Here is a 25,825-nt window from a genome sequence, read left to right as displayed (position 1 = left end):
ATGTCGGCCTTTGGACGCTTCGCCGTCAGCGGCGTAGCCGATGCCGTTGAACTCGGCGTTCTACTTGTTGTCGCGGGCGATGACGGCGAACAGCTCGAGGACCCGGTGCCCGTTACGCTGCGAGGATGACTTCTGGGCAGACCGAGATCTGGCCCGCGCTGCGGGAGACCCGCGGGGACCGGCGCAGTTCCTCCTTATTGGACTGCCGCTCGGCCTAGGACATCAGGTCGTTGACCATCACCTGGTAGAACAAGTCCATCACATCATCGGTCGCCCGCGCCCGCAGGGCGACAACGGTCGCGACCAGCACCGCCAGCTGATGCTCCCGTAGCCGCCGCAGCTGACTCACCCGCTCCGACAACCTCTAAGCCGACACCCGAGCAGGCGCCGCTGCAGCACCACCGACGCCGGAACCAGTGCGTTGACATCCCGCAACCGCGCCAGCGCGGTCAGCAGCCCTTTCGCCGACGGCTTGAATAACCCCCGCCGCAGCCACTCCAGGTCGATCACCTTGCGGCGGCCGCCCGTTCCGCGGCACCAGCATGGCCTGGCCCGAGACCGGGTCCAGCTGCTCGGAGACGCCGATGGTCAACGCCTGGCGGGCCAAACATCCACGGTTCCATATGCATTTCACCCCGGCAGGGTCGTCGTGGCTCAATCAGGTCGAGCGCTGGTTCGAGATCCTCACCGGCCATCTCCTGCGCCGTGGGGTTCACAAAAGCGCTGCACTGGACAAAGACATCGTCGTGTGGATCGAGCAGCGGAACGCCGACCCGAAGCCGTTCGTCTGGCCCAAGACCGCGGAGGAGATCCTGGAATCACTCGCACAATATCTTGAACGAATTGCAGGCGCGACACACTCGTCTTGCAACGACCCCTGGAATCCGTCCTTCGGCCCCGGGGAGTTAGCTGCCTGACGTTCATCTTGTCCGAGATGCCGGATCAGCATGACTCACCGAGGTTCACCAGAATTGCGGGGCCAATCCCCAGGCCTCGAATTCTGCCGACAACAACTCGCGCAGCGCGGCGCGGCTGGGAAAGCGGTCGGGGTCGGCACCGGTGACCGCCAAGGTGACCGTGTGGCCGTCGGTGGAGAAGGACAGATTCACACCTACCTCCACGCGGCGGAACATGTCGGTGTCATTGGTGCACACGACCGGTCGCATGAGGACGGCGGAGGCGTGGTGCCCCGCGAAATCGGCAACCCCACTGGCGGTTTCGCCGAGGTTGGTGCACAGGCATTCCGGGGCCTTTGCGGTGCGGGCGAAATGGCGCAGGACGAAACGGGGCAGGACCATCTGCAACGGTTGGAGGTGTTGCAGAGCGGGCGTGGTCGCGGGGTCGCGGTAGGCGGTGGCGGCACGCTTCACAGCCGAGCGCACGGCGGCGAGGTCGATGCGTTCGTCGGCGCGATAGGTGACCGAGATCGGCAAGCCGGTGGTGGCATTGGCGCGCGGATCGTCGGAAGTGCGCATCGAATGCGGGATGTCGACGCGGATGCCTGCGGTGTCGCCGACCCGCCCACTGCGACCGAGTATACCGGCGCCCAGGGCGATCAGGAGCCCGTTCGTGGTGCCGGAATGCCGTGTGGCAGCGGCGTTCCACTCCGTGAGATCGAGCTGGACCACCAGGTCGGCCGGTGACCACTGGGTCGGCAGGGGGAACTCCGGGAGTGCGGGGCGAGGGTTGCGGTCGGGCTCGACGACGCCACGGGCGGCGATCGCCGCGCGAATCCCGTGCGCGACCGCGCGTAGCTGTCGGCCCGCATCGATGACATTCGCAGCCAGCGCGTTCCGTGGCTGTGACCCGACCAGCTGTCCAGAACCCGCTGTCACGTCGGGGCTATCATAGAGCCGGGCCAGTGCGTCGCCTACGGCGAACAGCACCGCGCCACCGTCGGATGCCACGTGCGAGGTCACCAGCGACACCAGCGTCCCGCCGGTCGTGGTCGTCGTCGCGGAGAGCCGCCACACCTGACCGGTGGTGGGATCGAAGTCGACCCGGCTCTGCGCGAAGTACCAGTCCAGCATTTCGTCTTCGGCGACCGGCACCGACTCCCATACCAGCGGTAGCGATTCGGTGGCAGGGAGCCAGTAGGGGCGGGCGAACGGAACCCGGACCGGTTGCACGCGCCGGGCCAGGAACCCGTGGGCTAGGTGGGCGTGGAAGCGGGTGAGGATCTCGGGGTCGAGGGGCTTGTCGAACCGCCAGGCGAGTTGATTGACCAGTGCGTTGCCGTAGAGGCTGTGCAGCTTGAGGAATAGGTCGTCGTCGGCGGTGAGCCGATTGACGGCGACGGGCGCGGTGAATTGGGCAGGGGCGGTGAGTGTCATGAGAGCTCCTCAGCGAGCACGCAGGGTGCGGACGGTCAGGGGTGCGAAGACGGCGGCGATCACGAGTGAGGCCACCACCGACCACAGGGCGTCGGTGCCGATCACGCCGTCTTCGGCGAGCCTGCGCACCGCGGACACCAGGTAGGACACCGGGTTGTAGTCGGAGACATAACGCAGCCAGGTCGGCATGGCCGACTCGGGCACCAAAGCGTTGGATGCGAAACTCAGGAAGGTGAGCACCAGCATCGACATGCCCTGCACGGCGGCGGGTCTGGACACGGTGACGCCGATGAACGCGAACAACCAGCTGATCGCGGTGGTCGCCAGGACGACGAGCACCGCACCGGCGAGGAGCCCGGCCGGATGATCGGGCCGGTAGCCCATCGCGAATCCCACGATCACCACCGTGGTCGCGGCGATGACATACCTGGTCGCGCCGGCCAGCAGCGCGCCGGCGACCGGTGCGGACCGGGCGATCGGCATGGCGACGAACCGATCGAAGACGCCGGATCGAATGTCTTCGGACAGTTGCACTCCGGTGGCCACCGACGACGTCAGCACGATCTGCACCAGTACGCCGGGAATCAGGATCGGCAGGTACGCCTGCATGCTGCCCGCGATGGCGGTACCGAAGATGCTGCCGAACAGCAGCGGCCCGACGATGGGCAGCAGCAGCGCGTCGTAGAGCAACTGCGGGCTGTGCCGGAAAGTGAGCAGACCTCGCCACGCCATCATCAGCGACTGGAACAGCGAGGCCCGCAGGCTCACGTGGGTGATGCGGGGACGGCGGTCGATCGTCGGCGGTGTGGGGTGCTCGACGGTGCTCTCGGCGATGGTGGCAGTCATGGTGGCCTCGGTCTTTCGGATCAGGCGGCGACGCGGTCGGTGCCGGTCAGAGCGAGGAACACGGCGTTGAGATCGGGACGGTCGACAGCGAAACCGCGCAGTGCGATGCCCGCGGCGCGGCAGGCGGCGACGATATCGGCGGCGGTGCCCGCATCGGTGAGCGCGACGGTGAGGTTGCCCGCCGACGACCCTTCAGGTACCTCCCCGGTGAGTGCGGCGACGATGGCCTCCGCGTGGGCGGACTGGGCGGGGTCGGCGAGTTCCAGGCGCAACACCTGATCGCCGATGGAGGATTTCAGCTCGGCCGCGGTGCCCTCGGCGACGATCGTCCCGCGGTCGATGACGGCGATCCGGTCGGCCAGCGCGTCGGCCTCTTCGAGGTATTGCGTGGTGAGCAGCACGGTCGCGCCGCGGGCGACGAGACGTCGGATCACGCCCCACGTCTTGTCGCGGGTGTGCGGGTCGAGACCGGTGGTCGGCTCGTCGAGGAAGATCAGCGGCGGATCGGTGATCAGCGTCGCCGCCAGGTCGAGACGACGTCGCATACCGCCGGAGAACTGATTCACCGGCCGGTCGGTGACCTGCGACAGCTCGAACTCCGCGAGCAATTCGACGCTGCGGCGTGCGGCAGCACGGCGGGTGAGCCCGAGCAGGCGGCCGAACAGCCGCAAATTCTCACTGGCGGTGAGAGTTTCGTCGACCGAGGCGTACTGGCCGGTGAGCCCGATCATCGAGCGCACGGCCGTCGCGTCGCGCGCGATGTCGTAGCCGAAGATCTCGGCGGTGCCGCGATCGGGACGGACCAGAGTCGCGAGCATGCGGACCGTGGTGGTCTTGCCCGCGCCGTTGGGGCCGAGCAGGGCGAACACGGTGCCCGCCGCGATGGTCAGGTCGACGCTGCCGACGGCGGTGAAATCGCCGTAGGACTTGCCCAGACCGGTGGTGCGGATGGCGATGTCGGTATTCACTGTTGCCTCCCGGCGGAACGGAGCAGTTCAGGGGCGATCGGTGAACCCAGCAGTGCCTCGACGGCATCGGCGGTTCGCTCGACACCGTCGGTGGCGAAATCGGCGGCGTAGCACGCGGCACGTTCGATGACGTCGGGACGCGAGACCTGATCGAGTAGTGCGTCGAGGCGTTCGGCGGTGAGCTTCTTCGCGGGAATCGTGGCCGCGAGGCCGAGCCGCTGTAGCGCCTGACCCCAATACGGCTGATCTGCCTGGACCGAGCAGATCACCTGCGGCACACCGGCTCTCAGTGCTGCGGCGGTCGTGCCCGCACCCCCGTGGTGCACGGCGGCGACACAACGGGGTAGCACGCGGGCGTGATCGACCTGACCGACGATCGCGACGGCATCCTCGAATCCCGGGGCGATCGTCGCCCAGCCCGACGCGAGCAGCAGCCGACGACCTCGCCGGGCACAGACCTCACGCAGCATCGCAACGAATGCGGAAGGGTCGCTGACATCCATGGAGCCGAATCCGACGTAGATCGGGGCAGTTCCCGCGTCCAGCCAGGACTCGAGAGAAGATGTCTGCGAAGGCGGTTCAGAGTGAACGGAATCCGTTGCGCTGATGAGGAATCCGTCCGAATCGACCGGAAACCCGACGAACGGCCCTGGCAGCTGCTCGTCGACACCAGGGAACAGAAACGGGTCGTACGCCTGGATTCGCACGCTCGCTACATTCGGCCCGGTGCTGACCGGCAGGACCGGCGCCAGGGCCGCGGCTCGTGCGCGGGCCAGCACCGACCAACCTCCACGGTGCACGAACCCCGGAAGGTGGCCGGCCCAGCGAATCGGTGCGACGGGAACCGCGCTGTTCGGCTGGATCGGGAAGAAGTGCATGGCCGCGAACGGCAGTCCGACCGCCCGCGCCACCGACTCGGCGGCTTCCTCTCCTGCCATTCCCGCCACCACTACATCGTGTCCGGGTGCCAGGGCACGTAGGTCCTCGATCTGCTCGGGCACTCCACGTCGCTGCAGGTCGAACAGCGCACGCAGCCGGGCGCGTGGATCGCGGCTGGTGAAGCGTCGGTCGGTGCGCTGCGCGTGCAGGAGATCGGCGGTATCGCGGCCGAACGGCACCGCGGGAACACCGTGGTGATGAGCGAAGGCGACGAGGTTCGGCGCGAGTGCCAACGTCACGTCGTGCCCGCGCTCGCGCAGCGCACGGGCCAGCAGGATGCCGGGCTGGGCGTCTCCTCGGCTGCCGGTGAAAGCCAACAGTGACCCGCATCGGCTCACCCCGCCTGCACGGCGACACGCAGCGCGTCGGTACGCGGGGCTCATGCGTCGGCCGGCTCTGGTGTTTCCGCGCGTCCGGTCGCTGCGTCGGCGAGCGCGAGCGCGGCGGGCACCAGCAGGTCAGCAGCTGGACCCGGATGTACCTCGGCGGTGATCGACGACAGTACCTGCCCGAACACGGTCAGGAATTCGTCCATCACTTCGGCGGGGAGCCCGGCAGGATACCGGGTCGACACATAGAGTCCGTCGGCTGCCCGTACGACCCACAGGAACACCTCGTCGGGCGAGTACGACTCCGCGCGCAAGGTTCGTCCACGCAGGTCGGCGACCAACTCGTAGCCGGGCAGGACCCGGATATCGAGGAAGGAAATGCCGAAGCGCGGCGTTTCGATAACGTCGAGCAGGTCAAATACACGCGACCAGGAGGCGTCGTTGGCGGTGCGCGAACGGCGCAGCGCGGCGCGTGCGAGATCCATGGCTTCGGTGATGTCGGCGCCGGTCGGCAAGGCGATATCGACTGGCACCACATTGACGAACCAGCCCATGGATTCCATCCAGCGCAGGTCAGGGCGGGTCGCGATCGGCATCGCGGTGCGCATCCGGTTCGCGCCGAACCGCTGCTGATTGGCCACGGCCAACGCGGCGAACACCGCTACCGACATCCGGTGGCGCACCTGGTCGAGGACCGTTTCGAGCTGCTCGAGTTCGCTGAGATCGAGCAGCCGCCGCGACACGCTGGGCTGGGGCAGGTCCGCGGGAGCGGGCCGCTGGGCATGCGGGGCGAAGCGCGGCATCGCGCCGTCGGCGAGGAACTCGCGCCACGTCGCGACCGCGGCGGAATCCGGACCCAGTTCGGCCGCCTTCGCTCGTTCCAGGACGGCGAAGTCGGCCGCGCTGCCGAAAGTGACCGACTCACGCGCCAGCTCGCCGGCCATGACCTCGTAGTAGAGCGTGCGCAGTTCGAGGATCAGGATGGCTTGGGAATAGGCGTCCATCACGGAGTGATCAGCGGCGACGAGCACCGTGAAATCGCCGGTGTCGGCGTGCTCGATCGTGGCCGCGAGGCAATGCGGCCACACCAGTGGCGACAGACGCTCTTCGAGGGCGCCGCGGAGGAATTCGTTGATCCGGGCGCCGTCGGTGAGTCCGGCGACTGATTGCTCGGCGATCCCCACGGCGGCGGGTGTCGCGACGAGTCTGCGCGGTTCGTCCGCGGACACGATGCGCACCGTGGTGCGCAGGCCCTCGTGCCTGGAGTGCCAGCGCCGTAGCGTCTCGCGCCAGGTGGGGCCGTCGAGTGGGGCATCCATCTCGAAGACGGTGCCGATCCAGCGGCCGCGACCGGGCAGCGGATCGGCGGGATCGACGCTCGCGCAGTAGTCGGCGTGCACGCTGGTCAGCGGACGATCGTCGAGCCGCCATGCGTCGGTGGCGAGTACGGGCGTCCATATCGACAAGACGCCTGAACGGATTTCGAATTCGGACAGGTGGGTGTACTCCATGACCGGTTCACCTCGTGACGAATGCACGCCGAAGCGGCAAAAAGGCGGGATTGTAGGATAACACCGCACTGTGTCATCTGATGCTTCGGAACTTCGGCGGCAATAAATTTCCGGGAAGCCTTGGCGAGATAGATCGTATATGTGAATCTACTGAAAGTAGCGCCATGGTGACGGCTGTCACCGCCGCATTGAACGAACCCGTTCAGCCTGCATGTTTGCATAAATCGCATCACGAGTTCGACAATCCTGGACAAGACGTTTGAATGTGAAATCCAGTAACAGAAATGCCCGTCGACATTTTGTTCACTACAGATGAAAAAATGTTTGCGTGCGCATCACGCCACTGCTGGTCGATCGTCCAAGTACATTTTCCTTATGTTCACTTGACGCAATTCATATACGCCGCTCGCTATACGAAAACTGGCGCATCCGGGATGGTCGGCCGGAAATACTCGACAAGCGTTGTCCGGCGACCGACGGGAGTCATCCCTTGGACGACAGTGAGGGCGAGGACATCACCGTGGTGCGGGGCTCCTCACGAGGCGTCGAACGGCGTCCGTCGTTCCCATTGGTCGCTGTTCTACGACGAGACATCGGCGTGCGCGTGCGCCGCCGAACTGGGCACCAACTACCGGACCGTCGTCCGGAGGTCTCCAAGTCGAGGACGCCTGGCTATGTTGGCCGGGCACGATGTCGAACAAGCCGGACACTCGCCGCCTGCCGAGCCGGCTATCGCCGTCGGCCCGCCGCTCAGATCGCCGGAGACATCGATGAGTTTCACTCCACCGGACCCGGCTTCCTCGACGGCGGACACGTGGGGCACTCCCCCGTAGGTCACCGGAACGGTGTGCTGAGTCGCCCGACCGTCCGACTATGTCAGATCAGCGAGCTCGGACCTTCGGTGCCGGCATCCAAGGCCCGTGAGGGCCTCTAGACGCCGACGACCGTGCAGCGTGTGCCGGTACGCCCGGCGTCAACAGGCGGGGGAACGAGCCCCCTCCAGCATGGACAGCTGGATCGTATCCGCCATTGCCCGATAGCCGGCGGGGTTGGGGTGTAGGCGGTCCGGACTGGCATAGACGTCCTGAAGGACAGCGGGATTGGCGGGGTCACGGAGGGCGGCGTCGAAGTCGACGATGCCGTCGGCGAGGGTTTGGCTACGTATCCAGGTGTTGATCTGCTGACGGTCGGTCTCGCTGCGGGGGGCCAACACGACACCGTTGACAACAGCGTCGGAGGCTGGAAGCAAGGTGCCGATCCAGATCTTCTTGCCGTGCCGGCGCGCCGTGGTGATCAGTTGCTCATATCCCGCGATCATCGATGCCGCGTCGGCGTGTGGGGGCAGGCCGAGGTCGTTGATGCCCTCTTGGACAAGGATCCCGCTGACTCCGGCCTGGTCGAGTACGTCGCGTTCGAACCGGGAAAGGCCACTGGGACCGAGAAGCAGCGGTTCACCGCTGGTCAAGAGGCGGTTGCTGCCGATTCCGGCGTTGACGACCGAGACAGGAATACGCGCGTCGTCGAGCCGGCGTTGGAGGAAGTCCGGGTAGCGTCCATTCGTGTCGGCCACGGCGCGGTCGGCGGGGACAGCGGCCGCGGTGGTACCGACGAAGCCATCGGTGATGGAGTCGCCGAAAGCGACGATCGCTCGAGTCTGGGCGGGTGCGAGCACATCCAGGGCATTGACGTAAAACCAGGCGTTGGTCGTGGCGGTGAACCCCGTGGGGTCGGGTTGTCCTGTCAGGTCGCCGCTACCGGCAGGGGAATAGTAGGAGGTGGCGTTGGCATTCCAGTGTTTGGTCGGCGGACCGACCGGGTCGGCGACGTGGATACTGACCACCAGCGGTCTGAAAGAGGCGGCAGTGAACGGCACCGGGTCGCTGAGGACATCGGCTCCGGCCGCGAGCGTGGTCGAAGGCTTGCCGCCGAACAGAACCGGTGTGATGTTCGCTGCGCTCGCCCCTGACACCTGATCAGCGACGCTGACGGTGTCGAAGGTGACAGGTGTGAGACCGAATCGGTTCGTCAGACGAACCCGTACCTGCGTTCCGCCCAGATGCGGGGTGACGACCATACGGAAGGTTTGATTGTTCACGGCCATCGGGACAGGCCCACCGGACGCATCCATCGGCGTCACCGAATCGGTCGGGCTGGCCGCCCACGACGCTACGAAATGCTCTCCCCCGCAACCAGATTCTCGGGCCTGTGCGAGGGCGGGTTGTATCGCGAGAACGGGTTGTATTGCGCCCACGACCATGGTGCCTGCTGTAGCGGCGACAGCGATGGGCACGCGCCAGGCCGATGAGATTCGCTGCCGAGGGGGAGTTGTCATGTCGGAGAATTTCATCATCGAACTCCTGCTTCACGTCGGGTGATTCGCCGCGCTGCTACGCACGACATGGCATTGGTCGCGTCTGAATCGACCATTGCTACGGACGACTGCCACATCTGAGGCGTTCCTGTCGATCTCATCGGAAAGGCCGCGGTATCCATCCGCGAATGGGCCTGAGATAGTGCGCCGAATCGTGCAAAGGAAATCTTCACGATCGCTTGTTTCCCTGTAGTCACAGGTCAGATGAGGGTGCCGATATCGCGGGCGACGATATTGTCCAATGCCCGTTCAGCGACCGCGGCGATGGTCATCGACGGGTTGCAGGCCGCAGTGTTACCGGGCATCAGCGCACCGTCGAGGACATAGAGTCCGGGTTGGTCGTGCACACGGCCGTCGAGGTCGCACACCGCGCCCATGCTCGCCCCACCCAAGGGGTGCCAGGTGGACGGGAACAGCGCGTTGGTATCGAGGAGAATGCCCTCGGGTCCGGCGATGCGGCGCACTGCGGGGCCGATGTGATTGTTCTGGATGTCGCTGTCGCCGGCGGAGGGCCAGTGCAGGATCGCGTCGTCGCGACCCGAGTCGTAGGCGAAGGTGCCGCGGCCGTCGCTGACTCCGAAGCCGACCATCATGGTGCTGCGCGGGTCCAGCGACAGCGGCGGGATCGACGCCTGGATGACGGTATGCGCGGAACGCGGATCGCCCCAGTTCTTGCTGCCGTAGACCACCGGACCGCCTTGGGGCGCACCGAATTCGGCCGACGGATCGGTCCAGACGTAGATCCGGTCGGCATTGGTCCCCCAGCCCTGGCCGAGGCCGTCGGGCAGATCGGGGATCAACCCCTTGGCGCCCGCACGGACCAGCAGTCGAGTCGTGTTGAGGCTGCCCGCGGCCATGATCAGGGTGCCCGCGGAGAGGATCTTGTTCTCGACCACCGCACCGGTGGTGTCCAGGCGCAGCACGTGCACGATCCACCGGCCGTCGGTGCCGCGTTCGACATCGGTCACCTCGTGCAGGGTCTCGACGGTCACCCGACCGGTGGCCTCGGCGGCCGCGATGTAGGTGACGTCGACCGAATGCTTGCCGCCGTTGTTCACGCCCATCGCACCGTCACCGTTGGTGTAGGACGGTTTCATCTCCCCGCGCAGTTCGGCGAGCGCGAAATCCCAGTCGATGGGCATGGGGATCTTCGACAGTGGCATACCGGCCCGCTGTACACGTTCGGCGAAAACTCTTGCTGCGCGGTAGTTCTCGCTCGCGACCAGCTCGTCGGGAGCCTCGGCCAGTTTCAGCATCGCGGCCACCCGCGGATAGTGCACCCGGTCCATCAGCGCCCAGTCGAGTTCGGCCGGGAAGTGGGTGTCGAAGACTTCCCTGGTGGGCTGCAGTGACATCCCCTGGTAGACCAGGGAGCCACCGCCGACGCCCGCCGCGCACAGGGCGGTCATATTCACTCCCGGCACGGCTTCGACCAGGCCGGTATAGGGCTCGAAGATCATGGGGCGACCGAACAGGTTCGGGCTGGAGCGATACCAGAGTAGTCGCTTGTCCGGAGATGAGGCCCGGGGGAAGGTTTCGGCGTTGGGGCCGGTGGGCCAGCGCAGTCCGCGTTCGAGCACCGTCACCGGCACCCCCGCCTGCGCCAGTCGCAGGGCACTGACGCCGCCACCGAATCCCGAGCCGATGACCACGACCCTGTGCTCTTCCCGCGTCAGCGGGACGGTGCCGGGCTGCGCGGCGGCCGGGGCAGCCGAACCGACCGAACGTGCGCCCAGAGCTAAGGCACCAGCAGCGGCAACACCGCCCAGCAGGGAGCGGCGCGAGAATGCGGGCATCACGAGATCCTTCATCTTTGTCTGACCAAACAGGCAGAACGGGTTGGGTTGTTCGGGACTTCTTGCGTTCGGCAAATCGAGTCCGAGGCCCGGTGTCGATCAGCCGAAGGCGCAGCCGGTGAGCGGCTACACGGGAGACTGCCGAGCAGGAAGAGGATCCATACCTGCTCGAGTATTCGCACGCGGGGTGGCCGGAGGCATGTTGGCGGTGTCGGCCCCGACCGCCGACACCGCGCCCGTACGACGAATGGTTACCACCACGCCGAGTCGTCCTGCCATCGCGAACTCGCGCTGACTCGACCGACACATACGACACGCTCCCTGTACGCCATCCGCTTGCTTCATCACTTCGGTGCGCTTGCTTGCTGTCGACCACGAGGTGCGTCACAGCGAAGCCGTCGTACGGTAACACGGTTACTCGCGTTGCTCGGGGTGTCAGATCTCGACGAACTGAACACAGGACCAAGTTGGTCAACTGTTCATTTATCGGCACCGTTCGGGACACCGCGTCGCCCTAGGTTCGGCTCGTCGGACTCACCTGCCACCGTTCTAGCCGGAGACCACCGCATGCGATTTCCAACGCCCCGTCTGTCCGCCAGCATCAGCTCGCTCACAGCGCTCACCCTGATCACGGGCATGCTGTACGCCCCGGGGATCGCCCAGGGCGACACCGTCGAAACACTCGCGGCCACCCCGATCGCCGAGGCCGAGCAGATGTGCACCAGTGGCGCACCGACATTCGACGATGTGGTGACCGCTGCGGCGTCGGTCCTGCGCGGCACGGTCGGGCCCGACCAGCTCGCCGGCTACGACCAGCAAGTCGCCGACTTCCGCACCTCGATCGCCGCAGTGCGAGTGCACCGAGACGGATTGCCGATGCGTCCGGACCTGGTCGGGACCCGGACCGCCGAGATCGACGATCCGATCGTCACCTACCTCGTGAACGGCCTCGACGCGGTGCGAACCGGACGGATCGACGAGACGATGTCGGTCTCACACCTCACGGTCAACGACGCGATCGAGGTGTTCGTGCTCGCGACAGGCATCGTGAAGATCCCGGCCAAGCTCACCGCCGGCATGGTTCCCACAGTCGGATTCTTCCTCGAGCCAGTGGTCAGCGCGATGTTCAACGGAACGAAAGCACTGGCCCGCGCGGTACAGAATTCGATCGACGCGGGATGCGTCGCACCAAATGTGTATCCGCCGCTGGTGCTCGACGAAGCCGTGATCGAACCGGTCCAGGTTCCGCCCGCGATCGAGGCGCTGGCAGCGTCAGTCATGACCGCGAACGGCAGCTGCACACCGGTCGCCGAACTGACTCTGGCCACGGTCGTCGAACGTGCGCGCGCCTATTTCGACTCCGGCGCCGTGCAGATGGACCGGGCCGCGATGCACGAGACCGCCGACGCGTTGCAGAGCTTCCTGGCGAGCAACCAGGTGGCCAAGCCGATGCTGATGCGCCGCGCTGATGATCTCGGACCTCTGGTCGAGGCCCTCGATATGGGTCCGGTGACCTTCCTGGCCAACCTCGGCGCCGACCTGGCCGAGGGCCAGGCACTACAGACCGTGCCGCTGGCGCAGGTCAAGGTGGAGAATGCTTTCGACCTGGCGACACTGACTCTCGACATCACCAGCCTGCTGTTCTCGGCGGGTACCACCGTTGCCGGTTTCACCGGAGTCGGTGCGGCGGTCACCACACCGTTGTCGATCGTCCAGGACTTGGTGTTCGCGCCGACCGATTACGGTGCGCCGATCATGCGCGGTGTGATGCAGTCGATGTGCGCGGTCTAGATTCAGTGGCGTCGCGACAGTGTCGATTGTCCTGCGCAAGGCGAACCCACTCCCCCGCCGAAGCAAAGGTTCCGGGCGCTACTCAGCTCAGCGGCGAACGTCCGTCATTCGCCGAGAGACGATGCCCAACAGCGAATCCTGCCGGTTCGTGGCGTGCTTGAATCTTGTCGGTCGGATCGGTTTTCCGAATAGGGTGCCACGCGATGAAGTATCCGGAGTCCCGGTGGGTGATCGGTGCGCTGCTGTCGGCCATGATTGCGGGATCAGTTCTGGTTGCCGGCGCAGTCGCGCTGGAGCGCAGGTCCGATCAGGGCGGCGCCTCGCCCCAGGAACGACAGTGCGCGGAGCGCGGATGGCGACCCGCCGTCGTCGACGTGTCAGGCACGCCGCGCGACGTGCAGTGGAAAGGCCCGGAACGGTCCTGGTCCAAAGGTGCGATCATCGTCATGCACGGCGGCGGTGGCGAGCATGTCCAGTGGTGCGGGTCGAATTTCGGCTCAGCGGCGGCGCAAGTCCGATTCAGCGAGCTCGCCGTCGAAGAAGGCTTCGCCGTCTTTCTGCTCAATTCGTCGAGCGAGGTGAGCGACAACCACGGTCGGATCTGCGGCAAGATCTGGGACGACGAGGTTCGAGACCGACCGAATCTGGATCTGCCGTTCATCGAACAGGTTATGCAGCAAGTGATTCCGTCGCTGCGGCCTGCCGACAGCGAGGACGCGATCTACCTTACCGGCCTGTCTTCCGGAGGGTATATGGCCGTTCGGGCAGCTACCCATCTCAACACGCTCGTCACTGCTTTCGCACCGGTTTCCAGCGGAGACCCCTACGGCTGGCATCGAAGATGCGAGCCAGGACTGACAGCGCGCATCAAGGTCGAAGGCGCGGGATACGACAACGAGACCGGCAAGCACATCATCGAGCGGAATTCCTGTCTATCGCAGAGCTACCCGAACGAAGCCCGCTGGGACGACGGACAGGCACCGACCAAACCGACATTCCGACTTTTCCATCACGAGATGGACGGCATCAACGATGTATCGTGCGCAGACAAGGTCGCTCGCCAGCTACGCTCGCACGGCTATCCGGGCGAACCGGACTTCCTGCTTCGCGGAGGGCGGCGCAGTCTGGCGAACCATCTCTGGCAAGACGAGTACAACCGTCCCATCCTGGACTTCTTCACGAGCAGTCTCGATCGATGAAAGACCCTGCTTCTCTGAGAAGCTGGCCGCGAAAAAGGACTGGCGCACAAATGAAAATGGGACTCTATCTACCGAACTTCGGTTGCTGCGGGGAAGCCGCTGTCCTGGCCGAGCTCGCGCGTGAAGCCGAGGACGCCGGCTGGGACGGTGTCTTCGTTTGGGACCACCTGCAGGTGGTCGAACCGACAGCTGACCCCTGGATAGCGTTGACCGCCATGGCAATTGCGACATCGACGATCCGTCTCGGCACACTCGTCACTCCTGTGCCACGTCGCCACATCGCTAAACTTGCCCGGGAAGTCAGCACGCTGGACCAACTGTCCTCGGGTCGCGTCACACTCGGCGCCGGTGCTGGGTACTCAGCACTGCCCGACTACTCCGCATTCGGAGACACCGGCACCGCCGCGGAGCGGGCAGCCAAACTCGACGAGTCGCTCACTGTTCTCGACCAGCTCTGGAGTGGTAATCCCATCGAACACGACGGCCCCCATTGTCAAGTGAAGACCGACGGATTCACACCGACTGTGCAGCGTCCGCGCGTCCCGATCTGGACAGCGGCAACGAAGTCTGCAGCCAAGCCCCTGGCCCGCGCGGCTCGCTGGGACGGCGTGATCTGTGCCGACGCATACAAGTTGGAGGTCGAACCGGACGACCTGAAAGTGATGGTCGAGAAAGTCTCGGCTGTGCGCAATCTCGATACACCTCTGGATGTGATCCGATTCGGTCGCACCGAGAACCCCAAGGAAACCTCAGTTGTCGAGGCCTGCGCCCTGGCAGGCGCCACCTGGTGGATGGAATACACGTTCCCACACATCACCGACATCGAAGGAACACACAAACGCGTCCGCCAAGGACCTCCTAGGGTCGCTTGAATCACTCACGGCTACTCCGTCCCATTCCCGTCATAGACCGGCGTGGGCGTGACCACAGGTAGTGTTGCGGACTCGCAGTTGCCGGAACTGGAGTCATCGCGGCTCTGCTCGTTGCGATTCTGAGGCCTCTCGCCGCGCCGTCATCGCCACCTGACCGCGCGAAAGCGCTACCACATACCACCGCGAGTCACACTCGGACGGTTCCGGGGCCTGGCCGTAGCAGAAGCAGTTGCTCACGGCATGGTGGCACCATGGACGTCGCCTTCGACTGGATTCTCAGGTGCGAGATGCCCCCTTGCACACGATAACTCGCGGCCATACAGCCCACCACATGCAAGCTTCGGCGCCGCTAAATCACTGCAACAGAACACTGTTCGTCAACGCTTCAGCGTTGACCGGGGGCCCAAACGCCGACTAAGTTGAGCAGTCGACTAATAATCGTGACATGGGGGATGTCGATATGCACACTGCGACAGATGTTTTTGATCCAACTCTCTACGCGGCCACACGCCTGCCCCGAGAACAAGCCGAAACTCTTCCGTACTCGGTGTACACCGAGCCTGCCTGGTTCGAGCGCGAGATGGAAACAATGTTCCGCCCTGCGTGGCACTTCGCTGGGCTTGCCTCGTCGATCCGCAATCCGGGCGACTTCCTTACCCTCCGCCTGTTGGACGAGCCGCTGCTGGTCGTGCGCGGGGACGACCAGCAGGTGCGTGTATTCCGCAACTCCTGCCGCCACCGCGGATCGTTGATCATCGATGAGCAGGCAGGCACCTGCCGCGGCCTGCGCTGCCCGTACCACTCGTGGACCTACAGTCTCGAAGGGGTTCTCAAGCACGCACCAGGCCTTGGCGACTACAGCCGTGAAGAGTTGTCAGGGCTCGGGAAAGACCTGCTCCTGGTGCCTTGCGGGGTCCGCGAGGGGCTGATCTTCGTGCACCTCGGAGACCTGGCGAATTCACCCACCCTGGACGCCTACCTCGGCAACTACATCTCCACTGTCGCGGCCCCACACCAGACCGCGCAAATGATCGCAGTCAACCAGCGCGAGTACGTTCTCGATTCCAACTGGAAGCTGTATGTCGAGGTGGACATGGAGACGTTGCATACCAAGCACATCCACCGCGGATCGATCGGCGAGCAACCGGTCACCGTCCCGGTGTCCGAGGGCAACTGGATCGGTGTCTACCACGAGTCGGAGCACACCCCAGCGCTCTACCCGAGTCAACAAGGTTCCGGGTTCCCACATACCAGCGGCCTGACCGGCGCTGCGGCCAAGGGAGCCCACTTCTCCATCCTGCTGCCCGGGTTCTTCCTCGTCACCGCGCAGGACGTGATGTGGTGGATCCACAAGATCCCGGATTCGGCCACCCGCACCAGGGTCCGCGTCGGATATTCCTTCCCCGCCTCGACGATCGAACGGCCCGACTTCGATGAGGTGTCCAAACGCTATTACCAGCGTCTCGACCAGGTCATCGAAGAGGACGACTGGATCACCGAGCATCAGCAGAGAGGTCTCAACCGCTCCGCGCCGGGCAGCTACCTGCCCGAGGAACATGTCGTGCACCGCCTCGACAACTGGATCCTGGATCGGGTTCTCGGTGCCTAGCCACCGCATACGCAGTCTGACCGGGTGGTCGGTGCTCGCGGGTTGCTTTCTGCTCGGGTTCTTTCACCGGTTCGCTCCCGCGACCTCCGCCGAAGCGCTCTCCGCTGACCTAGGTGTCGGCGGGGCCGCCCTCGGCGCCCTGGCCGCGTGGCATTTCTGGATATACACCGTGGCGCAGATACCGGCGGGGATGTTGGTGGACCGCTATGGCACGAGGTGGTGTGTCGGGGCCGGGTCTCTGGTGACCGCGGCCGGGTCCTTCACTCTCGCCAGTGCGCAGAGCGTGGTGGTGGCCTCGGTGGGGCCGGTGCTGACGGGCGCCGGTCTGTCCGTGGTGTTCGTCGGCATCATGAAATACAACGCCGCGTGGTTTCGGCCGGAAAGCTACGGTCTGGTCACCGGTGTGACGATGCTGCTGGCCACCGGTGGGGCGATCATCGCGGGTTCGCCCACAGCGTGGTTGCTGGAGCGCTACAGCTGGCGGGAAGTCTTCGCGGTCGCCGCAGTCGCCGGAGTTGTCCTATCGGTCGCGGTGGCCGTCGTGGTTCGCAACCGGCCGCCACACAGCCCCGTTGAGGCCGACGTCCCGAGCGGTGGGGCGCGGGCAGGTCTGCGCACCGCCCTGCGGCGACACGAGCTGTGGCCATTGCTGCTGGCCACTGTCGGCACCAACGGCACCTTCTACGCCTTCGCTGGACTATGGGGCGTTCCGTTGCTCACCGAAACCCGTGGCTTGTCCAATACTGTTGCCGCCGCGTACACCACCGCCACATTGACTGTGTACGGCGTGGGTTGTCTGGCGATCGGCGTGTGGTCGGACCGGGTAGGGCGGCGCAAGCCATTTCTGTTGGCCACCAGCGGTATGGCCGTGGCCGGTTGGGCCGGTCTTGCTGTGCTGCCATGGGATTCGGGCTGGCAGGGCATCGGTCTGTACGCCTTGGTGGGCGCTGCCGCCTCTCAGGTGACGGTGTCGTTCGCGGCGTTGAAGGAGTCCGTGCCGGCCAATATCGCGGCGACGGCTCTCGCGGTTCTCAATGCCGGCGTCTTCGCCGCCTCCGCGGCATTGCAACCACTGTTCGGCCTGGTTGTCGACAGTAAATCAGGTTGGGGTTGGGCGCTGGCGCTCATGGTAGGTGTCGCTGTCGTGGGTCTCGTTGCCGTCCGCTACTCACGCGAGACATGGTGCAGCCCACTGCCCACCGCCTCAGGTCGGGCAGCAGTATCGACATAGGCGCCTGAATCGGCATCTTTGGCGAGCCGCTTCGGCGGGGCGGCCGGGCAGATCGTCGACACTGGCGGAGGCTGCACCAAGATCGAAGCAGTCATCGGCAAAGTCCCAGGTACCGGTGCTCCACTCCAACTCGTCGTCACGACCGCTGACCCCGGCCTGGCGGAGGAACGAGTCGACATCCTGCACTGGTCCGTCGGCCTGTATGACGGAGACGCCGGTGGTGAGCCGCTCGCGGAAGGCCACGACACTGAAGCCTTCGAGGCCGCGGTGGAATCAGCAGTGCAGAACCTGGAGAGCAGAACGCCCCACATTCGACGAACTCGGCGACTGCCAACGCGAGCAAGTTCTCACCGCCCATTAGCATTAAGTAGGGGTAGTCCAGAGGCGGCAGTGCCCTGTCGCGGGCGCCGCGGGACGTAGCGACGCCCGCTTCACCACGAAAGAGGTCGACTACCGCGCACGACCGGCCTGAGGTGGGCAGCCGGTCGTGCATGTGTCAACTCAAGTCCTCCACATGTAATACGGACAGCGATTCGTCGGGTTGGTCGAGGCGGAACCACGGCCACCACCACGACGCCGCACCCAGCCAGAACCACATGTCCCGCGCCCGCGCACCCGGCCAGCGTCTCGCAGCGAAGAACCTGACCATAGACAAGGGCTACGACTACCCAGCGACTACGCCGAGCTGGGCAGTCGAGGGCTCACCGGCTCCATCCCTCGCCGAGGTCCCCGCGCCAAGGTCACCACTGGCCGCTGGATCGTGGAGCAGACCTTCGCCCAACCCCACCACACCGACGTCTGGCCACCCGAGGGGAACCTCGCACCGACATTCACAACGGGCTCTTGAATCTCATTGCAGCGCTGACCTGTTGGTGTCGGCTCAGCATGCCCGCGCACGGCATGCTCGAAATGCGGCACCCCGAAACCGCATCCGCAGCACACCGGACCGTACATAACCACAGGTCGATCGCCGATGCCTGCCCGAACTGAAATGCCATGTGCGAGAGGCGCAGAATGTGCAATGATGGCCCGGTCACAGCATCCGGTGCGAGGGAGGGAGCGGGATCGTGGAATCGGCCACCGTATACCGCTGGAATATTCGCAACGGCACTGGCGTACTGACTCGACCTGACGGCCCGCCCATCTGGTTCCACATGTCCAGCGTGGAACAGGGCGACGTGCTCGAGATCGCCGAAGGCGACCAGGTCGATGTAGAAATCGAGAACGTTCCTCAGGGGGGATACGAATGCCGCGCGCTATCGGTAAGAAGGCACGTCGAGTAGCCACCGTCCTAACCGCACTCTCAGCTGTCAGTGCAGCTCTACTGGCTTCAGCACCGGGAGCGGCAGCCCAGCCGGGCCACTACGACTTCCATCCGAATGACACCCGCTATCGGTACGAGGGCAAACACGGCACCTTCACCGGCGATGCCGTCTACGCCAGGCAAGACCCTCGCGGTGGCAACCGCCTGATTTGGTCGCTGCGGCTGTCGCCCTACGTCCAGAACATGGTGCAAGGGCCGATGTCATGCGGGGCCGCCGTGGTCGGGAAATCCGGCTACCACGATTCGCACCCGTCGATTCCAGCCGACTACTTTTGGCACTCCACCATCACAGGGTTGCAGCTCGACCGCACCTACACACTGGCCGCGCGCTGCGACTTCACCGCCAACAACGGACACACGACCGCACCCGGCAACGTCCAGTACACCGTGGAGTTCACACTGCATTCGTCCTGATCATGAAAGCCCAGCGAGCAGGAGCGGCGCGGACCGCACGACCAGAGGCAGGCCACCAATTTCGACCGTCTTGCCTGCGGAACAGCTACCGGGCCTGGTATTGCCCACATCACCCTGTCCAGGCCCGCTCTCGCCTGGCTTGCTGTCACGAAAGGGCCTGCTGCATGATCGGGTGACGACGTCACCTACCTCTGCAGCAGTCCCGACCCACAACCAGCTGGGAGCGTCCTCGCATGTGCGGGACCGACGGCCCGACAGCGGCGGGAAGGTGAGCATCAGCCGGAGCATCCCCGCGTGTGCGGGGCCGACACTTCTTCACCTGCAGGTTTCCGAGCAGACCATCCTGTTTCCTTCACTTCGTTTCGAGCCACCGGTACGCTACGCGACGTAGTGTGCGCAGCTCGTCAAGGGTCAGAATCCATTCACCCGGTCGTGCCGCCGACGACACAGCCCCGAGAGATCGTTCGGGACGGTTCAGCTGGTCAGCCGTTCTAGCCTGTCCACGAATGTCGATGTATGGACTCAGGACTTTCTTGACCGCTTGTTATCAACTGACGCTTGACGTTTCAGCGGCACCATGATGATGTGAACGACCAGTGTCAATGCCGATCGAGGACGGCAACTCGTGGATCCGAAGACGACGGCGGAGTATCGGTATCGCGCCGTGTGCGAAGTCGGCCGAGGTCGAGGCGTTGATCTGTCGGCTGCGGCGTGAGCATCCGCGGTGGGGAGCACGTCGGATCAGCTACGAACTCGTTCGCCGCGGCACCGATCCCGCGCCGTCGCGGCCGACTGTACATCGCGTCCTGGTCCGCAACGGGCTGGTGAACCCGCAGGTCCAACAACACAAACGCAAGTACCGGCGGTGGCAGCGCGAGGCACCGATGCATCTGTGGCAGCTCGACATCGTCGGCGGAGTGCAGCTGGCTGATGGCCGCGAGTGCAAGCTATTGACCGGCATCGACGACCACTCACGGTTCATCGTCGTGTCGGCGCTGCTGGCAACACCATCGGCCCGCGAGGTGAGCGAAGGATTCCTGGCGGCGATGCGTCGTTTCGGAGTGCCCTCAGAAGTGTTGACTGACAACGGCGGCCAGTTCACCGGCCGATACCTCAAACCTCAACCGGTCGAGGTCTTGTTCGAGCGAATCTGCCGGGAAAACGGGTTCAAGCAGCGGTTGACGAAACCGCGGTCACCGACCACGACAGGCAAGATTGAGCGCTTCCATAAGACGCTGCGCAGCGAATTCCTCGATGACTCAGCACCTTTCGAATCGATCGACGCGGCTCAACACGCGATCAACGGGCGGGGTCGAGGGATACAACCATCGCCGCCCGCACCAAGGCATCGGCATGGCCACACCATCGCAGTTGTTCCGCCCGAACGGCCCGACTCGCCTCGACACCCTCGTGTCGACTGAGCCGGTCGACATAGCCGCCAAATCGTTGATCGTCGGGGTGATCGAGCCGCCGCGGCCCACTGGCACTGAAACGGCGATGGAGTTCGAAGCACGTGTCCCGGCAAGTGGCAGCATCCAGATTCGTTCTGGCCGACAGACCGTTGCGTTGCATCGCAGCATGGCCGGACGAACGGTCACGGTGTGGGTCGACCTACGCAGCATCCACATCAGCGTCGACGGCGAAGTCATCCGGACCCTCGGATCACGGCTGCTGGCACAGGATTTGCAACATCTCGCGATGCGAGGAGCGCGACCTGCCGGCCCCGAACCTGGCCATCCCGCCCAGCGGCGAACCACAGGTAAGGGCGTCGCCTCGATCCGGGCCGGGGAGACCATCGAGATCGATCGCACCGTCGACCGCGACGGACTCGTATCCATCTCTAACACAAAGCATCTCGTCGGTGCTGCCCATTCCGGGCAGCGGATCACGTTGAGGCTTGACGGTCACCTGATGCATGGCATGCCATCGCTGACAACGTCCTGATCGGGACATGGCCCTCTGCCCTATCGCCGCAGACCAACTCGGGAGGCTGCCTGGATCGCGCATGCCGGCCAACCCGTTGCCGCTACCTCCAATAGCGCCGGGCGGCTTACGCGCGATCCGGAAAGTCCATGCCAGCGGCAACATCATGGTCGCCAAACAGAACATCAAGCTCGGGGTGCGCTACCGGGGCCAGACCGTCACCGTCGTCATCGAAGACACCCACTTTCGCATCCTGCTCGGCGAGGAGGAGATCGCCGTCCGACCGAGGCGAAACCTCAAACCCATCACTCGCTTCTACGTCACCGGCGCAGGCGTCAAACCACCAGACACGTCAAGCATCACTTGATAACAGGTGGTCAAGGATGTCCTGATTCCTCACATCGACACTCGGGTCCAATCCGAGTCGGCACCATCGAGTGTGTCCGTGCAGAAGTCCTCCGAGGCGGTGGGGGTGGACCCTAGACCACCGGTTCTTCAGTGTCGAGCCGCTCGCGTTCCAGGGCTCCGTCGTCGATGGGTTCATCAGCCGAGTTGGCATCCATGGATCCACTCTCCTCTACGCCGGGAAGACGGCGCAGGTCCGTTCCAGAACTGCAACGTGATCACCAGGTGGCCCACCGCGCGCTTTACCTCACCTCTCATAACGACGTCATCTTGTAGATGGCCGCAGGGCTCGGTCTACATGGTCGCCGCTTGGGCGTCTTGCCATCGGATGCAAGGCGGGGACAAAGAGGCCCGATGCTCGACTGCGATAAGACCCTCCGGAGGTTCGGCAACCCTGACTTCTGGGCCCAAGCCGCCGTGCCGGATCGCTGACCGCGGTCGCGGAAGCCACTGAAAACAGCTGCCGTAGGAGTACCCACAGCTACTGAGGCCAGCGGAAGAACCCGGATCGGAACATCTCTGTCGATGCCCGATTCCAGCGTTCCAGCTGCTTCGCGTCGCGCAAAGGCGCTTCGAGGTAGCGGTTGATCGCGGGTTCGAGCATGGCGGTGGCGAGGTTCATGATGATCACATGAAGGACTGCCCATCGCCTGTCGAGATTCTCCCGGAGTAGCCCCTCATCGGCTAGGCGGCCGAGTTGGGAGTCCCCCATCTCGACGAAGGTATCGAAGATTTGCAGGGCGGAATCGTCGCCTTCGGCTGCCGCGCGGATCACATAGAGCAGCGACAGTCTGTGCTCCTGCAGCCATGCCGTCAAGCGATTGCCGATGTCCTGGGCAGGCTCTGCCTCGGTAGCGGTGCCGCTCTCACGCCCTCCGATTGCCTCTGCGCCCACGCGGGTCACATAGTCGTTAACCGCCTTTCTGAGATTGTCCTTGTTCTGGAAATGATGCTGGACCAGCCCCGGGGAGACACCAGCCCTCGTCGCAACGTCCCGAATGGAAGTCGCGGCCACTCCATTGAGCGCGAAACCCTCGAGAGCCGCGTTGCGGATCCGCGCTGCCGCGGTCAGGTCTTCTTCGTCGGTGAGCACAACCGTATTGTATTCCATATTCACCGATGTGTTTACGATACAATCGTATAGCCTGGGGGGATGGAACCGATACATGTCCCGTGGACCGACGTTGGCAATGCTCCTCGGCTGCTGCTCCGAAGCTGGCAGCAGCACCGCACCTCACGCGCGCCGCTGGCAAGCCTCGTGCTCCAAACGGTGTGGAAGCCCGGGCCGGCCGCGCAGGACGGTGGCCCCTTCCTGATCAGCTTGACCCAATTCACGCCCAGGTGGATTACCGACATGTTGACCATCTGGCGCACGGCGGACGAGCTCGGTGATCAGTTGAGGCAGATCGGTGGTGCCGTTGGGGTGATGACCTACGTGCAGCCGGGTCGGCGACGTCTGGGGTCGATGTCGGTGTGGGCCGACGAGGAGGGTTTGGCACAGTTCATGGCCTTGCCCGACCACGTCGAAACCATGCACCGTTATCGATCGCGGGGACTGCCGCTGCGCTCGGCCAAGTGGTGGTCCGAGGACTTTCAGATCGGCTCGGCATTGACCGAAGGTCTTCGACTACTCGAGCGGCATCAGGAACGTCGCGTGATCGTGGCAACGTCATGAGCACGGCGGTGATCATCGGCGCCCAGGGTGCGTTGGGGGCGGTGGCCGTGCGCACGTTCAGAGACGCCGGTTGGCAGGTCTACCCGGGCGGGCGGCGCCCCGATGTCCAGGCCGACTTTCGTCATGTCGATCTCGACGAGCCTGCGACAATCGGATCGGCGTTCGTCGGCTGTGATGTCGCGATCTCGACCGTGCCGCATGCCGCACGGTCGGCAGAGCGGCTGGTGCTCGAACGTGGGGGCATCCTGATCAACCCGACCGACATGAATGTGGCGACTGCCGCGGACCTACTCCGGGTTGCCGAGCCGAAGGGAACGGTTCTCGTCAACGCGGGGCTGGTTCCCGGGCTCACCAACCTTGTCGCCGCGGAATTGGTCCGTTTGTACCCGGAGGCCGACGAGATCGAGATCGCATTCACGACGGCGGCGGCGGCGACCAGCGGTCGGGCCGGCGGGGAGTTCGCCCATCGGGTCCTCACCGGAAGGGGCAGACATGTGAGCCGGGTGGTTTCGTTCCCGATGCCGCTCGGCAACCGTCCGGCAATGGAATTCGGCGAGAGTGACCGGGGGTATCTCGGGCCCGTGGCGGGAGGACGGGCGGTGCGGACCTTCATCTCCTTCGACGGCCAGGTCGGCGGATTGTTGCGCACTATCAACCGGCTCGGGTTGTTTTCGATCTTGCCCCGTGTTGCTTTCACCATCGGCCGCGGCAAAGCTGTGGAGCAGGCCAGCGACGAACCTGTCGGAGTTCGGGTCGAGGTAAGCGCAGGCGGGAAGCAGTTGGGTGCAGGCACGATCTTCTGCCGCGGAGACTATCGAGCCACGGCGGCCACGCTGCTGACCTTCGCCGAGACACTCCTGTTCCGGCCCGAAATCCCGCGCGGCATGTTTTACCCCGAGCAATTGCTGAGCCTTCGCGATGTCTTGCCGTTGCTGAGCAACCGCGGAGTGCACATAGGTATGGCCGCGGCACATCCCGATTGGCTGCACCTCAGTTAGGTCATGTCTCCCAATCGGATTTTCTGTTCACGGCCGGTAGCCCGTCAGGTCGGGCATCGTGTTCGCCGTGGTGGAGACTGTCGGTGATCGGCATCAGGTTCTGACGGACAACCAGCATGAACTCATCGCCGTACTCCGCCACCGTGCTTCGGTACATGTGCGGTCTTTCCTCCGAGTTCGATCTGTGTGGTGAAGTGATGTGACATCACGGCGGCCTCGGTCAGGGCGGTGTGAGCTTGGTGACCGTGCCGAGGAAACTGGTGACGTACAACGCGTTCGGGTCCCATCCGGGTCCTGATCCGAACCGTGCCGACGAGGACAAGGGCAGGCCGTCCGCGATCGCGCAGGTCTGGCCGGTGTCCACATCGACCTGCTGAATACTGCCCGCCACGTTCAGTGCCACGTAGACCTTGCCGTCCGGGCCGACGGTCAGATCATCCGCCGCGTTCAGCGGTCCGGCGCCCGGAATCACCGCCTGTCGCGGTGGGCTGTCGGGATCGGCGTAGTCGACGGCGGCGATCACCGTGGTGGGGTCGAACGTCGTCGAGACGATGAGCCGGTGGCGTTGTCGGTCGAACGCGAGACCGTTGGTGGAGCTCAGCGACGGCGCATACGGTGACGCGACGTTGTCTGCGGTGACGCGGGTCAGCGTGCCCGCGCCGATATCCCTGCTGACGACGAAGTCACCGTTGGGCAACTGCGCCAACCCGTTCGGCATCGTCAGGCCGGTGGCCACCGTCGTCACGGTGCCGCTGTCGAGGCGCAGCGCGCCGATCGTGCCGTCGGTGCGGCCGGTGAGAGCGGCGGTGGCGGTGTTGCCCGTCGTGAAATAGGCGGTGTCACCGACGGTCAGGATGGCACCGGGGCCGTCGATACCGTCGACAGCGACAGATCTCGCGCCGTCAGCGCCGAGGCGTTGCAGGGAACCGGCTGAACCGGTGGCCGATTGCTCGGCCAGCAGCAGGTTGCCGCGACCGTCGAACCCGAGATTCTCGAGAATCCCGTAGCCCGCCGCGACGGTGTGCCGAGTCCATTGCGGGCACGAAACCGGTTCGGCGGAAGCCGTACTCGCGGTGGGAAGGACGGCGGCTGTCGCGGTGACCGCCATCGCGGTGATCACACGAGACGCGGTGCGGGAGAAAGTCATCGGTTCCTCGGGTTCGAGCCGGTGGCCCGGGTAGCTCTGCCACCGTCGAAGGCGGGGTTGTCGACGGGATCGGCCCAAGCTTATGGGGTTGGCGCAGAACTTGTACAGAACATGGACCGCCCCTGCTCAGCCACCTCCGTGACG

General features: G+C 64.9%; 24 protein-coding genes. 13 read left to right on the top strand and 11 right to left on the bottom strand.

Going from position 1 to position 25,825, the window contains the following annotated elements:
- Positions 1-214 precede the first annotated feature (214 nt).
- Positions 215-349, bottom strand: coding sequence for a hypothetical protein (locus BOX37_RS35725; protein WP_276207237.1), 135 nt, complete (start codon positions 347-349; stop codon positions 215-217).
- Between the two features lie 235 nt (positions 350-584).
- Here BOX37_RS35725 and BOX37_RS06080 point away from each other — a divergent pair, with 235 nt between their 5' ends.
- Positions 585-917, top strand: coding sequence for a transposase (locus BOX37_RS06080; protein WP_240505231.1), 333 nt, complete (start codon positions 585-587; stop codon positions 915-917).
- Positions 918-962: 45 nt separating this feature from the next.
- On the opposite strand, the gene BOX37_RS06075 is transcribed toward BOX37_RS06080, so the two are convergent.
- The 7 genes from BOX37_RS06075 to BOX37_RS06045 form a co-directional block, all read right to left on the bottom strand.
- Positions 963-2,333 (bottom strand): hypothetical protein, encoded by a 1,371-nt coding sequence (locus BOX37_RS06075; RefSeq protein WP_071926778.1) that lies wholly within the window; start codon positions 2,331-2,333, stop codon positions 963-965.
- Between the two features lie 9 nt (positions 2,334-2,342).
- Positions 2,343-3,179: an ABC transporter permease gene (locus BOX37_RS06070; RefSeq protein ID WP_084759451.1), complete on the bottom strand. Its 837-nt coding sequence runs from the start codon at positions 3,177-3,179 to the stop codon at positions 2,343-2,345.
- A 20-nt stretch (positions 3,180-3,199) separates the two neighbouring features.
- A complete protein-coding gene (locus tag BOX37_RS06065) occupies positions 3,200-4,147 on the bottom strand; it encodes an ATP-binding cassette domain-containing protein (RefSeq protein WP_071926777.1) in 948 nt (315 codons plus the stop codon).
- Positions 4,144-5,403, bottom strand: a complete 1,260-nt coding sequence (locus tag BOX37_RS06060; RefSeq protein ID WP_240505230.1) for a glycosyltransferase — start codon at positions 5,401-5,403, stop codon at positions 4,144-4,146. Before BOX37_RS06060 ends, BOX37_RS06065 begins: the two co-directional genes overlap by 4 nt.
- Before the next feature lie 62 nt (positions 5,404-5,465).
- The gene (locus BOX37_RS06055) at positions 5,466-6,995 is read right to left on the bottom strand and encodes a condensation domain-containing protein (protein ID WP_240505229.1); all 1,530 of its coding nucleotides are present in this window, start codon (positions 6,993-6,995) and stop codon (positions 5,466-5,468) included.
- Between the two features lie 904 nt (positions 6,996-7,899).
- Positions 7,900-9,027, bottom strand: coding sequence for a GDSL-type esterase/lipase family protein (locus BOX37_RS06050; protein ID WP_240505228.1), 1,128 nt, complete (start codon positions 9,025-9,027; stop codon positions 7,900-7,902).
- A 470-nt stretch (positions 9,028-9,497) separates the two neighbouring features.
- Positions 9,498-11,093 (bottom strand): GMC oxidoreductase, encoded by a 1,596-nt coding sequence (locus BOX37_RS06045; protein ID WP_071931223.1) that lies wholly within the window; start codon positions 11,091-11,093, stop codon positions 9,498-9,500.
- A gap of 432 nt (positions 11,094-11,525) precedes the next feature.
- Between BOX37_RS06045 and BOX37_RS06040 the strand changes: the two genes are divergently transcribed.
- The 10 genes from BOX37_RS06040 to BOX37_RS35095 all read left to right on the top strand — a co-directional run bounded on the left by BOX37_RS06040 (position 11,526) and on the right by BOX37_RS35095 (position 21,823).
- Positions 11,526-12,884 (top strand): hypothetical protein, encoded by a 1,359-nt coding sequence (locus BOX37_RS06040; RefSeq protein WP_240505227.1) that lies wholly within the window; start codon positions 11,526-11,528, stop codon positions 12,882-12,884.
- Positions 12,885-13,087: 203 nt separating this feature from the next.
- Positions 13,088-14,083: an alpha/beta hydrolase family protein gene (locus tag BOX37_RS34605; protein ID WP_071926774.1), complete on the top strand. Its 996-nt coding sequence runs from the start codon at positions 13,088-13,090 to the stop codon at positions 14,081-14,083.
- A gap of 50 nt (positions 14,084-14,133) precedes the next feature.
- The gene (locus BOX37_RS34600) at positions 14,134-14,955 is read left to right on the top strand and encodes an LLM class flavin-dependent oxidoreductase (RefSeq protein ID WP_071926773.1); all 822 of its coding nucleotides are present in this window, start codon (positions 14,134-14,136) and stop codon (positions 14,953-14,955) included.
- A 445-nt stretch (positions 14,956-15,400) separates the two neighbouring features.
- Positions 15,401-16,564 (top strand): SRPBCC family protein, encoded by a 1,164-nt coding sequence (locus BOX37_RS06025; RefSeq protein WP_084759448.1) that lies wholly within the window; start codon positions 15,401-15,403, stop codon positions 16,562-16,564.
- Positions 16,557-17,795: an MFS transporter gene (locus BOX37_RS06020; RefSeq protein ID WP_167659903.1), complete on the top strand. Its 1,239-nt coding sequence runs from the start codon at positions 16,557-16,559 to the stop codon at positions 17,793-17,795. The genes BOX37_RS06025 and BOX37_RS06020 overlap by 8 nt, the downstream gene beginning before the upstream one ends.
- 1,067 nt (positions 17,796-18,862) lie before the next feature.
- Positions 18,863-19,078, top strand: a complete 216-nt coding sequence (locus tag BOX37_RS33720; RefSeq protein ID WP_167659902.1) for a cold-shock protein — start codon at positions 18,863-18,865, stop codon at positions 19,076-19,078.
- The gene (locus BOX37_RS33715) at positions 19,042-19,533 is read left to right on the top strand and encodes a hypothetical protein (protein WP_156910279.1); all 492 of its coding nucleotides are present in this window, start codon (positions 19,042-19,044) and stop codon (positions 19,531-19,533) included. Before BOX37_RS33720 ends, BOX37_RS33715 begins: the two co-directional genes overlap by 37 nt.
- A 602-nt stretch (positions 19,534-20,135) precedes the next feature.
- A complete protein-coding gene (locus tag BOX37_RS35105) occupies positions 20,136-20,954 on the top strand; it encodes a DDE-type integrase/transposase/recombinase (RefSeq protein WP_240505226.1) in 819 nt (272 codons plus the stop codon).
- Positions 20,887-21,477: a hypothetical protein gene (locus tag BOX37_RS35100; protein ID WP_240505225.1), complete on the top strand. Its 591-nt coding sequence runs from the start codon at positions 20,887-20,889 to the stop codon at positions 21,475-21,477. The genes BOX37_RS35105 and BOX37_RS35100 overlap by 68 nt, the downstream gene beginning before the upstream one ends.
- Before the next feature lie 61 nt (positions 21,478-21,538).
- On the top strand, positions 21,539-21,823 hold the full coding sequence (locus BOX37_RS35095) for a hypothetical protein (RefSeq protein WP_240505224.1): 285 nt from the start codon (positions 21,539-21,541) through the stop codon (positions 21,821-21,823).
- Positions 21,824-22,342: 519 nt separating this feature from the next.
- Here BOX37_RS35095 and BOX37_RS06005 read toward each other — a convergent pair.
- Positions 22,343-22,954, bottom strand: coding sequence for a TetR/AcrR family transcriptional regulator (locus BOX37_RS06005; protein ID WP_167659901.1), 612 nt, complete (start codon positions 22,952-22,954; stop codon positions 22,343-22,345).
- A gap of 60 nt (positions 22,955-23,014) precedes the next feature.
- Between BOX37_RS06005 and BOX37_RS06000 the strand changes: the two genes are divergently transcribed.
- Positions 23,015-23,536, top strand: a complete 522-nt coding sequence (locus BOX37_RS06000; RefSeq protein ID WP_071926768.1) for a hypothetical protein — start codon at positions 23,015-23,017, stop codon at positions 23,534-23,536.
- A complete protein-coding gene (locus BOX37_RS05995) occupies positions 23,533-24,534 on the top strand; it encodes a saccharopine dehydrogenase family protein (RefSeq protein WP_071926767.1) in 1,002 nt (333 codons plus the stop codon). Before BOX37_RS06000 ends, BOX37_RS05995 begins: the two co-directional genes overlap by 4 nt.
- Before the next feature lies 1 nt (position 24,535).
- On the opposite strand, the gene BOX37_RS33705 is transcribed toward BOX37_RS05995, so the two are convergent.
- Positions 24,536-24,676: a hypothetical protein gene (locus BOX37_RS33705; RefSeq protein WP_156910278.1), complete on the bottom strand. Its 141-nt coding sequence runs from the start codon at positions 24,674-24,676 to the stop codon at positions 24,536-24,538.
- A gap of 78 nt (positions 24,677-24,754) precedes the next feature.
- Positions 24,755-25,681 (bottom strand): SMP-30/gluconolactonase/LRE family protein, encoded by a 927-nt coding sequence (locus BOX37_RS05990; RefSeq protein ID WP_071926766.1) that lies wholly within the window; start codon positions 25,679-25,681, stop codon positions 24,755-24,757.
- Positions 25,682-25,825: the final 144 nt, after the last annotated feature.

This window comes from Nocardia mangyaensis (genome assembly GCF_001886715.1).
In the GTDB taxonomy this organism is placed as follows: domain Bacteria; phylum Actinomycetota; class Actinomycetes; order Mycobacteriales; family Mycobacteriaceae; genus Nocardia; species Nocardia mangyaensis.
The sequence above is the reverse complement of the archived record's forward strand: the minus strand, read 5'-3'. Positions and strand labels throughout refer to the sequence as shown.